Source organism: Bacteroides propionicifaciens DSM 19291 = JCM 14649, from assembly GCF_000375405.1.
Taxonomy (GTDB): domain Bacteria; phylum Bacteroidota; class Bacteroidia; order Bacteroidales; family Bacteroidaceae; genus Bacteroides_E; species Bacteroides_E propionicifaciens.
In genome coordinates, this window is the sequence record NZ_AQWS01000002.1 from 25,409 (window position 1) to 39,157 (window position 13,749).

At 35.8% G+C, this 13,749-nt stretch carries 16 protein-coding genes, 1 tRNA gene and 1 pseudogene; all 18 read right to left on the reverse strand.

Going from position 1 to position 13,749, the window contains the following annotated elements; translation table 11 throughout:
- Positions 1–52: 52 nt before the first annotated feature.
- The 18 genes and pseudogenes from B091_RS0100795 to B091_RS0100875 all read right to left on the reverse strand — a co-directional run bounded on the left by B091_RS0100795 (position 53) and on the right by B091_RS0100875 (position 13,656).
- Positions 53–706: a carbohydrate-binding family 9-like protein gene (locus B091_RS0100795; protein WP_018108096.1), complete on the reverse strand. Its 654-nt coding sequence runs from the start codon at positions 704–706 to the stop codon at positions 53–55.
- Between the two features lie 49 nt (positions 707–755).
- Positions 756–1,812, reverse strand: a pseudogene (locus B091_RS11605) (phosphotransferase enzyme family protein).
- Between the two features lie 163 nt (positions 1,813–1,975).
- Positions 1,976–2,046, reverse strand: a tRNA-Gln gene (locus tag B091_RS0100805).
- A 76-nt stretch (positions 2,047–2,122) separates the two neighbouring features.
- Positions 2,123–3,415, reverse strand: coding sequence for a tyrosine--tRNA ligase (gene tyrS / locus B091_RS0100810; protein WP_018108097.1), 1,293 nt, complete (start codon positions 3,413–3,415; stop codon positions 2,123–2,125).
- 73 nt (positions 3,416–3,488) lie between these two features.
- Positions 3,489–4,121 (reverse strand): TatD family hydrolase, encoded by a 633-nt coding sequence (locus B091_RS11610; RefSeq protein ID WP_018108098.1) that lies wholly within the window; start codon positions 4,119–4,121, stop codon positions 3,489–3,491.
- Positions 4,118–4,339, reverse strand: coding sequence for a membrane protein insertion efficiency factor YidD (gene yidD, locus B091_RS12415; protein ID WP_081605801.1), 222 nt, complete (start codon positions 4,337–4,339; stop codon positions 4,118–4,120). The genes B091_RS11610 and yidD overlap by 4 nt, the downstream gene beginning before the upstream one ends.
- Positions 4,332–4,736, reverse strand: a complete 405-nt coding sequence (gene rnpA, locus B091_RS0100820) for a ribonuclease P protein component (protein WP_238319374.1) — start codon at positions 4,734–4,736, stop codon at positions 4,332–4,334. Before rnpA ends, yidD begins: the two co-directional genes overlap by 8 nt.
- Positions 4,737–4,804: 68 nt before the next feature.
- The gene (locus B091_RS0100825) at positions 4,805–5,551 is read right to left on the reverse strand and encodes a uroporphyrinogen-III synthase (protein WP_018108100.1); all 747 of its coding nucleotides are present in this window, start codon (positions 5,549–5,551) and stop codon (positions 4,805–4,807) included.
- An 18-nt stretch (positions 5,552–5,569) separates the two neighbouring features.
- Positions 5,570–6,268 (reverse strand): DUF4271 domain-containing protein, encoded by a 699-nt coding sequence (locus B091_RS0100830; protein ID WP_018108101.1) that lies wholly within the window; start codon positions 6,266–6,268, stop codon positions 5,570–5,572.
- Positions 6,269–6,291: 23 nt separating this feature from the next.
- Positions 6,292–6,882, reverse strand: a complete 591-nt coding sequence (locus B091_RS0100835; RefSeq protein WP_018108102.1) for an LOG family protein — start codon at positions 6,880–6,882, stop codon at positions 6,292–6,294.
- Between the two features lie 151 nt (positions 6,883–7,033).
- Positions 7,034–8,326, reverse strand: coding sequence for a methionine adenosyltransferase (gene metK / locus B091_RS0100840; protein WP_018108103.1), 1,293 nt, complete (start codon positions 8,324–8,326; stop codon positions 7,034–7,036).
- Between the two features lie 199 nt (positions 8,327–8,525).
- Positions 8,526–9,011 carry a 2-amino-4-hydroxy-6-hydroxymethyldihydropteridine diphosphokinase gene (gene folK, locus B091_RS0100845; RefSeq protein WP_018108104.1) on the reverse strand — a complete coding sequence of 162 codons (486 nt, stop codon included), beginning with the start codon at positions 9,009–9,011 and terminating at the stop codon, positions 8,526–8,528.
- A 6-nt stretch (positions 9,012–9,017) separates the two neighbouring features.
- Entirely contained in the window at positions 9,018–10,097 is a 1,080-nt protein-coding gene (gene queA / locus B091_RS0100850) for a tRNA preQ1(34) S-adenosylmethionine ribosyltransferase-isomerase QueA (RefSeq protein ID WP_018108105.1), read from the reverse strand.
- Between the two features lie 21 nt (positions 10,098–10,118).
- Entirely contained in the window at positions 10,119–10,820 is a 702-nt protein-coding gene (gene truB, locus B091_RS0100855; RefSeq protein ID WP_018108106.1) for a tRNA pseudouridine(55) synthase TruB, read from the reverse strand.
- On the reverse strand, positions 10,820–11,710 hold the full coding sequence (locus B091_RS0100860; RefSeq protein WP_018108107.1) for an undecaprenyl-diphosphate phosphatase: 891 nt from the start codon (positions 11,708–11,710) through the stop codon (positions 10,820–10,822). The genes truB and B091_RS0100860 overlap by 1 nt, the downstream gene beginning before the upstream one ends.
- 3 nt (positions 11,711–11,713) lie before the next feature.
- A complete protein-coding gene (locus B091_RS12420; protein ID WP_018108108.1) occupies positions 11,714–11,953 on the reverse strand; it encodes a DUF3098 domain-containing protein in 240 nt (79 codons plus the stop codon).
- A gap of 12 nt (positions 11,954–11,965) precedes the next feature.
- Positions 11,966–12,763: a cell division FtsX domain-containing protein gene (locus tag B091_RS0100870; protein WP_018108109.1), complete on the reverse strand. Its 798-nt coding sequence runs from the start codon at positions 12,761–12,763 to the stop codon at positions 11,966–11,968.
- Positions 12,760–13,656: a class I SAM-dependent methyltransferase gene (locus B091_RS0100875; protein WP_025069334.1), complete on the reverse strand. Its 897-nt coding sequence runs from the start codon at positions 13,654–13,656 to the stop codon at positions 12,760–12,762. Before B091_RS0100875 ends, B091_RS0100870 begins: the two co-directional genes overlap by 4 nt.
- Positions 13,657–13,749 lie beyond the last annotated feature (93 nt).

Here is a 13,749-nt window from a genome sequence, read left to right on the forward strand (position 1 = left end):
AGAGCATTGTAAGTTTACAATGCTCTTTTAATTATCTGTTATTCTTATTTCTCTATAGGCAGTTTATCGTACCAAAGAATTTGGGTGCGTGAAAATTAGGAGTATCCAGTGTTATAGGATTCCAAGAGATAAAATGTGGAGTTTTTAGTTCGTCACCACATTTATAAAAATTAGCTTTTATAGATTGCCCATCTAGGCTTTCGATGTTATGTTTGAAAAATGCAGTAAATGGAATAACCAAAGCTACTTCCCAACTACACTCTCCAATACGCTCATCAAAAGGGCTTCTACCTAAGCTAGACCATCTTAAAACTTGGTCTAAAATTTCTTTAGGTGCTCTCTCTCTATTTTCTCGGTCTCTGCCAGCTCCTATCAGAATTGTTCCAGCACAGTTACATTCTATATTATAATAAATCCCGTCATTATTAGGTATAGAAAAGAACTCCACGCATGAATCAGTCCAGACAGGGCCATTGTCTGCAGAACTATTTGCTCTGATGCTCTCTTCTGTTACTCTGAAGTTGAGTAGAAAGGCATCTTTAGCATATGCTAATCTAAATTTCACATTTGGGCAATAAGGATAATCTTCCTTCCAGTTTACTTCATCTAACTTCTGAAAAGCTATCTTCTCTTTGTCTAGGAGAGCTGGAATAGCATCAACGGGAATATTAGCAATACTGATTTTTTTAACGTCTAGCTGTTTCATTTATTATTTGTTCTTTTAAACTAAATATACAGTAATAATGGTGTATATATTATAGACAAGAAGCAATGAATTCTTTCATTTCCGACATATTACCCTCAACACTTTGTAAAAGCTTGAATTGATTTTCTGTACTGACAAGGTTATGGTTAGGGTATTCTATTTTATAGTAGGTATCTCCATTGATATAATCAATTAAGAAGCGTACACATTGCATGTAAGGGAATAATGCAGCGGCATAGGGTAGATTCTCTATTTCAAGTGGAGTTAAGAAAGCTTTGGCAGTGCTGAGATAACCCTCAGTAAATGCTTTGAAGATATCCATTTGAAAAGCGACAGCATCTATGTCTTTACTATCTTCTTTGACAGCATTAGCTCCTGTTCTTAAAAAGTCTCCAAAGTCAGAGAATATAAAATTGGGCATTACAGTGTCAAGATCAATTACGCAAAGCACCTTACCACCTTTGTCGAACAACATATTATTGACCTTTGTATCGCAGTGACAAACTCTTTTTGGAAGTTTACCTTCTCTATGTAGTCTTTCTGCTTTACACATCTCTTCAGCTCTTTTGTAGATCTCATCAATGTAGTGTTGAACTTCTTTAACTCTTCCTTTATTATCGTTCTTGATAGCCTCTTTTAGTTCCTCAATACGGAATTCCATATTGTGGAAGTTCGGTATGGTCTCTTCAAGTTCAACCGGAATATCTGCAAGCATTGCTTGGAACTGACCAAAGGCCTCACCAGCAAATCTTGCATATTTAGGGTTTACAGTTTCGAATGTATCTGTCTCTGGAATAAAGCGCATAACTCTCCAATAGCTTTTACCGTCGAAGTAGTAGTATTTGCCTGATTTTATTGGAAGAAACTGTAACACCTTTCGGTCAATTTCAGTAGCATTTTGTTGCTCAAGTTTTTTACGGATATGGCTAGTAACTTCAACTATGTTATTTTGTAGCATGTCCACATTCTTGAAGATGTTGTGGTTGATCCTGTTCTTTAGTAGTTACTTTGTAGGTATCGTTAATTAATCCACCTCCAAATGCTTTAATCGCATTTATTGTAGCTTTAATTTCAAACTGAGAAACAATTTCAGCTAAGTTGTTCATGTTGTGTGATGTTAAAGTTAATTCAAGACAAAAATAGGAAGTTTAATTTAGTATACAAAGATAAACAGTTTGTCTATTTCGTAAGTATCATTAATTAAAAATATGGGAGAGATTTAGTTTTTATCCATAAAAAAAAGCAACTGGATCCAGTTGCTTTTTAAAGTTGTCCAACAGGGATTCGAACCCCGACAAACAGTACCAAAAACTGTTGTGCTACCGTTACACCATTGGACAAACTCAATTGCTGTTCTTTCAAACGCAGTGCAAATATAGGAGGTTAATTTATAACCTCCAAATATTTTAACAGTTTTTATTTTACTAGAACTAGGTAATAGTTCTTTTTTCCTTTCTGAACAAGTAGATATTTATTGTTAAGTAAATCTTTATCAGAGATTAACTGGTCACAATCCTCTACCTTCTCTTTGTTAAGTGAGATACCTCCGTTTTTAACTAATTTACGCAATTCTCCCTTAGAAGAGAAGATTGGAGCATTGTCAACAAATAGGTCAACAAGTTTAGTTTGTTCTGTTATCAGGGCGCTATCAATTTCGAATTGAGGCACACCTTCGAATACTGATAGGAGAGTTTCTTCGTCTATCTTTCTAAGAGTTTCAGAAGTTGATTTACCGAAAAGAATTTCTGATGCCTCTACAGCAGTGTCGTAGTCCTCTTGTGAGTGGACCATAACAGTAATCTCCTTAGCGAGTCTCCTTTGAAGAATACGTTCGTGTGGAGATTGATTGTGCTCAGCAATTAAGTCAGCAATCACCTCTTTAGTAAGCGACGTAAAAATCTTTATGTAGCGTTCAGCATCAGCATCACTAACGTTCAGCCAGAACTGATAGAATTTGTAAGGTGATGTATATCTGCGGTCTAACCAAATGTTTCCGGATTCGGTTTTGCCAAATTTACCACCATCAGCTTTTGTTATTAAAGGGCAAGTAAGACCAAAGACTTCTTGGCTCTTAGCTCTTCTGATAAGTTCAGCTCCAGTAGTAATATTTCCCCACTGATCAGAGCCTCCCATTTGAAGTTTAACACCTCTTGAGTCTAATAAGTGTAGATAATCGTATGCTTGTAGAAGTTGATAAGTAAACTCTGTGAATGACAAACCGTCCTTAGTTTCACCTGTAAGTCTTTTCTTTACAGAGTCCTTAGCCATCATATAGTTAACGGTAATGTATTTACCCACATCACGCACGAAAGCTAAGAAACTGAAGTCTTTCATCCAGTCGTAGTTATTCACAAGTTCCGCCTTGTTGGGAGCATCAGATTCGAAATCAAGAAATTTAGAAAGTTGATTTTTAATTGCTTGTTGGTTGTGAAGCAATGTTTTATCGTCTAAAAGATTTCTTTCTAATGATTTACCTGATGGGTCTCCGATCATACCAGTTGCTCCTCCAATAAGTGCAAAAGGTTTATGTCCACAGCTTTGTAAATGGCGTAACATCATAACACTTACTAAGTGTCCTATGTGTAAGGAATCGGCAGTTGGGTCAATGCCAACATATGCAGAAACTTGCTCTTTAGCTAGTAATTCTTCAGTGCCAGGCATTATATCGTGCACCATTCCGCGCCATCTTAGTTCATCTACAAAATTCATACTTTAAAAGTCTTTTTATATAAAAATATTATTCTAATAACAAAAGTACGACTCTTTATTAGAACAACCAACATCATCTAAATAAAATACGGTTGGTATTCTTATATATTTGATAAATAAGTTCTTGTGTAGATATGTTTTTTATTTGGGCTATATTTTGGCAAACCTGCTCAATTTTTATTTCTGAGGTGTCTGTTTCTATTATTAGTTGGTCTAGAGGGATTTGCTTTACGGTTTGAACATTGTGATTTGGTCCTATGGATAGGCTTATACCTTGATTTTTGAGCATATAATATACCTCAGGTTTCCCTCTAAATCCATGTACTATCCATTCTTGAGTAGGCTTCTTAATTTTGTGTAGTTTTATAAGCTCGTCAGTAGCTTTTACAAGGTGAATGATGAGTGGCTTCTTATATTGCTCTGATAGGTCTATCTGTTTGATGAAACAGCTTAATTGATCCTCTAAATTTGTTTCTTGTCTAAGCTTATCTAATCCGCATTCACCTATAGCCAATATCATTGGGTTGTTTAACTCTTGTTCAAAGAGTTGCCAGTTGATTTTTTCTTTGATTTGCCATGGATGTACCCCTAGTGACTGGTGGATGTCTTGTGTCGGAGTTTCGGATGGAAAGGATAAACTGTATAGGGTATCCATCCTTTGGGGGTTACTCGGTAAGTGTGCATGTATGTCTAATATCCCGTTCATGGTACAGGATCATAGCCTGATCCTCCCCAAGGATGGCATTTTAAGATTCGTTTTATTGTCAGATACAACCCTTTAACTGGTCCATGTTTTTTGAGTGCGTCGATTGCGTATCTAGAGCAGGTAGGGGTAAACCTGCATGACGGACCAATTAGAGGCGATATAGCAGCTCTATAAAAGTATATTGGTAGTAATAATATGTTGGTAAATAGTTTACGCATCTTTTTTATCTTCCTTATTCATATCTTCAATGATTAAGGTGAGCATTTTGTTTATGCTACTTTCTACTTTTTCGAAAGTAGGCATCTTTTCAGATATAAAAATAAAAGCAACTGCCAAACTTTTGTTTCTATTTTCTAAAAGACTCAGTAGGGGGCCCTTATTGAGTCTATAGGCCTCTCTGATTAGTCGTTTAATTCTATTTCTATGCACAGCACGCTTGAAGCGCTTTTTGGCAACACTCACTAGAATCGCTGTTGGATTTTCATATTCTTTGTAAACCACGCGTAGAGGATATACAGCATGAGAGCTTGACTTGCTGCAGAACATAGAATCTATAATTCTTTTGCTTTTAATCCTCTCGCTACGTTTGAAGGTTGTATTTGCCATGATATGCATAAATGATGAAGCGGTTAATAGTATAACACAACTACCAACCGCCTTTGTTCTTATTCAGTATAATAAAATTACTTATTATGAGTCTTTATGAACTCCTCTAATGCAGCTGTTATTGATGGAGCGGCTATAGTTGGAGCTTCTAAATCAAGTCTTAATCCAGCATCTACTACAGCTTGAGCCGTACTATTACCGAATGTTCCGATACAAATATTTTCTTGTTTAAAATCAGGAAAGCTTTCTTTTAGTGAAGCTACTCCCGATGGACTAAAGAAAATTAGTAGGTCATAATCAAAATTGTCGGCTAGGTCGAATTTATTGCTTACTGTTCTATACATAACAGCCTCAGTCAATTCGATCTTATGCTTGTCTAGGTGGGTTTTGATTTCACTATTGTGAACGTCAGAAACCGGTGCTAGAAACTTTTCTTTTTTGTTTTTGATAATTGTAGGTAGTAAACCTTCAAACTTTCCAGTGCTACCAAAAAATATTTTTCTTTTGCGATACTGAACATACTTTTGTATGTAGAGTGCTACAGCTTCCGAATTGCAGAAATACTTCATGGTTTCAGGCACTGTAATTCGAAGTTCTTCACAGAGTGTAAAGAAATGATCTATAGAGTGTCTTGAAGTAAATATAACTGCGGTATGGTCTAGAATTGATATCTTTTGCTGTCTGAATTCTTGAGCAGGTATGCTCACTACCTTAATGAAAGGATGGAAATCAATTTTGACGCCATATTTATTTGCTATGTCGTAATAAGGTGATTTCTCTGATGCCGGTTTAGGCTGCGAAACTAGTACTTTTTTGATTTTCAATGTTCTAAATATTAAAGGTTAAAACATTATAGTTTTATTCATCACTTTGTATAATATTACATAAGGAATGATTTCTAATGCACAAAAGTACAAAATTAAAAGGATAAGACCATTCATTTTTTTGGAGAAAAGTTTCATCCACTTATAAAAAATCAAGCATTTTGTAATTAAAAAAAGTATAACTACTATGTAAATGATAGTATTTACTGCGATATCAGAGTAAACTATAAATAAAACAAGGAGATATAGCAACACAGCAGTATAATATAAAAGTGTTGCATACGCTTCTATCCAAGTTCCAGTTCTGTACTTTTCGTCGAATATCCAGCCTATGAATGAATATACAGCCCATTTGATTGCTAAGTAGGCCAATGTAATGACTGTTGTAAGTCCTATAATTAGCCATGGAGGATATGATGCAATATTATCGTTGAAGTTAACCTTTAAAAAGATGTAGATGATGACTCCCATCAGAAGGCTAGCCTGCAGAATCAAAGGAGATAAGCTGATAATGTTAGTGCTTACGGCATTTCTGTAGTTAGTAACTTTATTTTTTTTGTTAAAGAAAACAGCACCAAGTTCTGTGAAAAGTTTCTTATTACTAGCTAGGGTAAGGCTTATAATAAAGAAACAAATAACTAAGAGCACCGTTACGGTGTTGTCTTTAGCTGGAAGATAAGGTCTTAAATCGCCTGTAAAACCAAGTATTTGTAGCATTGCTTTTTGAATATATATTATGCTTATATTTTAGCAAATTGACGTATTGATGAATCCCATTTTGGTGTGTTGATTGCTAGTGCTACTGCTTGTTCGGGGCTTTCGGCTATTTTCCATATCTCTCCATGTTTGGCCGACATAAAGTTTTCTTGGATGGCTTTATTTAGCATTTCTATTAGTGGTGAATAAAAATCATTGGTATTGAGAACTATTATTGGGTTAAAATATAAGCCGAGTTGTTTCCATGTGATTATCTCTAAAAGTTCTTCTAGTGTTCCACAACCACCTGGTAATGCTATTATTGCATCGCTCATTTTGGCCATCAATGCTTTGCGCTCGTGCATGTTATCGACTACAACGAGCTCGGTAAGACCTGTATGGTGCCACTTTTGATCTATCATGAACTTTGGTATTACCCCAGTAACTTTACCCCCAACGCTTAAGGCGGCGTCAGCAGTCTCTTTCATTAGTCCTATACCACCAGCTCCATTAATCAGCTTGATGTTATTTTGCGCCATTACCAATCCTAGTTTTTGTGCAGCTTCTGTATATATAGGGTTTAATTTTGTGCTAGAGGCTGCATAAACACATATACTGTTGATTTTCCCACTCATAATTTAGGCTTTTATTATCTTTCTACAAAAATAATCAACTTTGAGTTGACTCTGTTCCTATTTTTGGTTTTTATAAATAATAAAAGGGCATAAGTCGGTTACCCGGTCTTATACCCCTTCATATTTATAAATAGCTGTAAAGCTATGCTGATTATATATGGAATGCTTTTTTTATCTTTTCAACTGCATCTAATTTTTCCCAAGTAAAGAGTTCTACCTCAATGCTCTTACTATCTTGATAGCGAGAGTGAAAAGTCTTAGTAATGACTTGAGGTTCTCTTCCCATGTGCCCATAAGCTGCAGTCTCGCTGTAAATAGGCTTTCTAAGCTTGAAGTTTTCTTCAATTGCCTTGGGTCTTAAATCAAATAGTTCTTTGATCTTAGCTGCTATTTGAGAGTCTGACATGTTGATATTGGCGTGTCCGTATGTATTTACATAAATACTAATTGGTTCTGCTACTCCAATAGCGTATGAGAGTTGTACCAATATTTCGCTAGCAATGCCAGCCGCGACCAAGTTTTTTGCAATATGTCTTGCGGCATAGGCAGCACTTCTGTCAACTTTGCTTGGGTCTTTGCCCGAGAACGCTCCTCCACCGTGAGCACCTTTACCTCCGTAAGTATCCACAATAATTTTACGACCAGTTAGCCCTGTATCTCCATGAGGTCCGCCGATAACAAATTTACCGGTAGGATTTACGTGAAAGGTGATGTTGTCGTTAAATAGCTTAAGAACATCTTCGTGGTGAATTGAGCCGATTACACGAGGCATAAGAATATTGAGTATATCTTTTCGTATGATATCTAGCATTGTTTTATCTGCTATCTCTTCTGCTTGAGGTGTGTTTGACTCTGGCTTGATAAAATCGTCGTGTTGGGTAGATACAACTATTGTATCGATTCTAACAGGTTTGTTATCGTCGTTGTATTCGATTGTTACTTGACTCTTAGAATCGGGACGGAGATATGTCATCTCTTTACCCTCTTTGCGTATTGCTGCTAGTTCAATTAAAATTCTGTGCGATAAATCTAGCGAAAGTGGCATGTAATTTTCGGTTTCGTTGGTCGCATAACCAAACATCATACCTTGATCACCAGCACCTTGGTCCATTGGGCTTTCTCTTTCAACCCCTCTGTTGATATCTGCACTTTGTTCGTGGATAGCAGTTAAGATTCCACACGAGTTGCTTTCAAACATATATTCGCCTTTAGTATAGCCGATTCTTTGAATAACATTTCGCGTAACCTCTTGTAAATCAACATAAGCTTTTGATTTCACTTCTCCTGCTAGAACTACTTGTCCTGTAGTTACTAATGTTTCGCAAGCTACTTTAGAACTTGGATCGAAAGCCAATAATTCGTCAAGTATAGCATCCGATATTTGATCGGCTACTTTGTCAGGGTGTCCTTCAGACACCGATTCGGATGTGAATAAATATCCCATTGATTATTTATTTAAAATTACTTATATAAATCTTAGTGGGTTGAAATGTATTAGAGTAGTGTGCACGAAAAATGGCTATCCAGAAAGGAATGTTGTTTTAGCATTTTTTTTTCTGTGGTTGCAAGCTACTCAAATCTCTCCACATTAAATTACGATTACAAAGTTAAGTAATTAATTATATAAACCTCTATACTCTTTTCTATTTTAACTTTTCTAAAGTATGTGTATCTGGATTAATCAAATCTTTTAAAGGTTTGTAAGTATTGGGTATCAGTAGGGTAGGCGCTATTTCTAATAAGGGTATATAAACAAAATCTCTCTCTAAAATATGAAGATGAGGTATTTTAAGCATTTCACTATTTATCACTTGATTGCCTAATAATAGAATATCAATGTCTATAATCCGATCTGTGTATGATTGAGCTGTAGTCTTTGTCTTTCTTCCTAAATCCACCTCTATCTGCTGTGTGGCTTGTAGAAGATTTAGTGCATCTAGAGATGTTTCAACTTTTAGTACAGCGTTAATAAAGCTATTATCCGATTCAAATCCCCATGGGGCTGAAACATAATAAGCGGATAGGGAAATCACCTTTCCTACCCGCTTATTAATCTCTTGAACGGCTTTATTTAGATTATTAACTTTGTTCCCCAAGTTGGTTCCTAAAGCTAAATAAGCAGTTTCCATAATTTTTTAGTCTGTTATAAGCATTGCATCACCATAAATTCCAAAGCGATACCCCTCTTTTAAAGCTGTTTGGTAAGCATCCATGACCATGTCATATCCACCAAAAGCTGCTACTAGCATTAGTTGAGTAGAAAAAGGTAGGTGGAAGTTTGATATCAAACGATCAGCTACTTGAAATTCGTATGGAGGAAAGATGAACTTATTGGTCCAGCCGTCAAATTCAGTTAGGTGACCATCGGTAGTTACAGTACTCTCAACAGTACGCATTACTGTTGTACCCACAGCACAGATATTTCTTCTGCCTTCTTTGGCTTTGTTAACTATAGCTACAGCTTCAGAATCTACATTAATTTGCTCAGAGTCAACTTTGTGTTTAGTAAGATCCTCAACATCGATCTCTCTAAAGTTGCCCAGACCAGCATGTAGTGTTACAAAAGCCTTCTCGATACCTTTTATTTCCATTCTTTTCATCAACTCACGGCTGAAGTGTAGATTGGCTGATGGAGCTGTTACAGCACCTTCAGATACTGCAAAAATTGATTGAAATCTTTCTTCATCGTCTGTTTCGACAGCTCTGTCAATCATCTCTTTTGGCAGTGGAGTTTCTCCTAATTCAAATAACTCTTTTTTGAATTTTAGGTGTTTGGTTTGTTCGTCATCAGCTTCTTCACCATCGTAGAGGAAGCGTAGTGTTCTTCCTCTTGAGGTTGTGTTGTCTATTACTTCAGCAACCATTGATTCGTCTTCGCCAAAGTAAAGCTTATTACCGATTCTGATTTTACGTGCTGGATCAACTAGAACATCCCATAAGCGTTGTTCTGCATTGAGTTCACGTAGTAAAAAAACTTCAATACGAGCACCTGTTTTTTCCTTATTTCCGTAAAGTCTTGCAGGAAAAACTTTGGTGTCGTTAAAGATAAAGACATCTTGGTCATCAAAATAGTCTAGGATGTCTTTGAACTTTTTGTGCTCAATTTTACCTGTACTTTTATGAAGAACCATTAGCTTAGAATCATCCCTAAATGTAGTAGGGTGCTGAGCTATTCTTTCTTTAGGTAAGTCAAATTTAAATTGTGATAATTTCATGCCTATCTTTATATATAATAATTACTCTTCTATTTCTATCTCTTGTTGATCGACCCAAGTATCAAATTCTCGTGGGTCCATACAGTCTTCTAATCTGATTTCACCAATTCTGGTACGGATCAATCCCGTTAAATGTGCACCACTTCCAAGTGCTAAACCTATATCTCTGGCTAGAGCACGAATGTAAGTGCCTTTGCTACAAACTACCCTAACAGTAATTTCAGGAAAGCTATAATCCATCAGTTCTATCTCGTCAATAACAAGAACTTTGGGTTTGAGAATTACCTCTTCTCCTTTTCGAGCCAAGTCATAAGCTCGTTTACCATCCACTTTACATGCCGAAAAAGCAGGAGGAACTTGTTCTATTCTTCCTATAAAGTTTTTAAGTGTTTCTTCTACCAGCTCTTGAGTAATATGCTCGTTTGGGTACGTGTGATCAACTTCTTGTTCTAAATCAAATGAAGGTGTTGTTGCTCCTAGATAAATCTTAGCAATGTACTCTTTAGTTTGATACTGAAACTCCCCAATTCTTTTTGTAGCCTTTCCTGTACAAATAATCATTACGCCAGTAGCTAGTGGATCTAGTGTACCTGCATGCCCAACTTTTATTTTTTTTATGTCTAGCCTTCGTCTGATTGAACCTCTAATTCTTGAAACCAAGTTAAATGAGGTCCACCCTAATGGTTTGTTAAAATATAAAATCTCTCCTGATTTAAACTTCATTATGCAATTTCTAAATTATATCCCAAGCCAATCATAACAAGTATAATAGCTCCAACAACTATCCTATAATATCCAAAAGCCTTAAAACCATACTTAGTAATGAAGCTTATAAAAAACTTAATTGCTATTACACCTACAATAAAGGCAACTGCGTTACCAATAACTAGTGTTGTCATGTTATCCATTAACAGTTGAGTTCCTCCACTCTTGTAGAGTTTAAGTACTTTGTAACAGGTGGCAGCAAACATTGTAGGTACGGCCAAGAAGAAAGAGAATTCGGCAGCGTGCTTTCTTGAAAGTTTTTGAGATAATCCTCCCATGATTGTAGCCATTGATCTTGATACTCCCGGTATCATCGCTATGCATTGCGAAAACCCGATCTTTAGAGCCTTACTATCTGTTAGGGGGGTATCTTCTTCTTGATTCTTGAATAGCTTATCGCTAAAAATCATAAATATACCACCCAGTACTAACATAACCGCTACAACAGTGACACTCTCTAGTAAATCGTCTATGTAGTCGCTAAGGAGTAAACCAAATACTGCTGCGGGAATAAAAGCGACTAATAGCTTCCAGTAAAAATCATACTTCTTTAAGAAGCGCTTAATGTAGACTGTTGCTTTTGCCAATCCTTTTTTATCTTTAACCGCTTCCTTATCAAATATTTTGCAATGATTGAGCTGAAAAAAGCTCTTCCAATAGAGCCACACAACTGATAAGATTGCTCCAAATTGGATGATTACCGTAAATGCTTTAACAAACTCAGTACTTTTTATACCTAAAATACTTTGCGTGATAATCATATGTCCTGTAGAGGAAACAGGTAAAAACTCTGTTAATCCTTCAACTATTGCCAATACAATGGTTTGGAAAATACTCAACTCTTCCATCAATTATTTTGTTTTCTTTTTGTATAAGATTGAAAATATCAGAAACACATACCCCAAAAAAGAGATACTGGGTGCTAATTTAATTCGTCTGAAACTAAAAATATCAGGTTCGAAGTGTGTCAAACTTGATGAGGGGCCGCTCATTAGGATAAAGCCTAATGCGATTGCCACTAAACCAATAATAAATAGTATATAGTTGGTTCTAGTAAAAGCAAATCTTCCATTCTGTTCTTCTTTATTCATACTTAGTCTGTATTATATGCTATAAATCTGTTTCTTATTTAGTTTGTATATTTTGGAAATTATATAGTAGCAGTTTATACTATTCATCCCTACGGCCCAAAGTGGAATTATCGTTAAGCCTATAAATAATCCGTTTATATTGATGTATGTGACAGAGCTGGTATCAATTAGCGATATGATGAACATTGCACCACTCACGATTATTATCGCCGCAAGTGCTGCCGCTAAGCTACACCAGAACACTATTGTTGAATACTTCTTTAGTAAGTAACCTTTTGAACAGCCCACAAGTTTCATGTAGTAAATCTGTTGTCGTTTGCTGTAGAGTAAAGATTTTAAAATCAAAAAAGAAAATATCCAGCAAATAATTGCTGTAGCTATTAATAGTAAAGTTGTTAGTTTATTTATATTATTAGCCAACAGCTGGGTCTTGTTATTTAGTAAGCGTGGGTAGGCAATGTTTTTAATAGGAGCTATTTGAGCGAGATCCTCACTAATAGACTCTATCGATTCCAGCGGTTGTTTAAGTATAATAATTAGCTGGTTGTCTGTCATAGTAGTACTACTAACCCATTTTAGCTTACCTACTTCACGTTGAAGTACAATTTTGTCTAGGGGCTCTAAGTTAGCTTGCAGGCTAACGATAAGTGTTTGTTCTGTGATAATGCTTTGTGTGATGTTCTTACTAGAGAACTGTAGGTTTATAGCAATAAGTAGAAGGATTAATACCAGAGTAGTACTAATAAAGAGCGTGGAAAAGAGTGTTCTCCACTGTTGGGTTGAATATTTTGTCCTATTGTTTTTTCTCAAATTTTCTGTAAAACATAAATTAAAGAACTGCTATTATCTTTATCTCTTAAGGCTTTTAAATAGCCTCTAAAACCAATCCAACTACCTTTAATAATGGGTAGATTGTGTTTGAGGTTCTTCTCAGTCATCATGGATATGTAAAAACCATCAAAGGGCATTGGTAATGTTTTAATTACTCTAAAACCATGTTTTAGTGCAATTTGTTGCATTGTTTTTGCGTTAAAATGCCAAATATGTCTTGGGACATCATAGGCAGCCCAATCGGCACCATAGTGGTTTGCGTCAAACGATCTAGAATTAGGTACGGCTATTATAAGTTTGCCTGTTGGCTTTAATACTCTGAAGAATGCTTCCCAGCTTTCATTTAAATTGGGCAAATGCTCTAATACATGCCATAACGTAATTAGGTCTTTAGACTCCGAGGGTAAATCTTGCCAAAGGCTCTGATCGTAAAGATCTAGTCCGTATAACTCTTTAGCGGTTAGCCTTGCCGCTTTACTTGGTTCTATTCCTTGGACGTTCCAACCTTTAGAACGCATTTTGCTAGCAAACAAACCAATTCCAGCTCCTACGTCCAATAACTCTCCTTTTTCAAGTCCTGTTGATTTTTTGGCTAAGGATGTTTTTTTAGCCATCATATAGTTTCTAACTACATGATAAACCTTGTTCATTAAACCTTTGTTTGTATTGCTATGGGAAATGTAAGTATCTGATTGGTAATAGCGACCAATTTCATTTTCTTGAGGCACATTCTCTGTTAAAACAAAACCACAATCACTACATTTATAAAGATTAAATTCCTCATTCGACATAAAATAGTCTTTGCAAGTAGTCAATTTCTTTAGACTTTCCCCTTGACAAATAGGACAAGAGGCAACAAACTTTTTATTCATACTTGCTGAAAATTTTGACGATAGATATGATTGAATATTTAGGAACAGCTTATAATATGCCCAAAATGATTACAAATAAACGAATAATTCGGC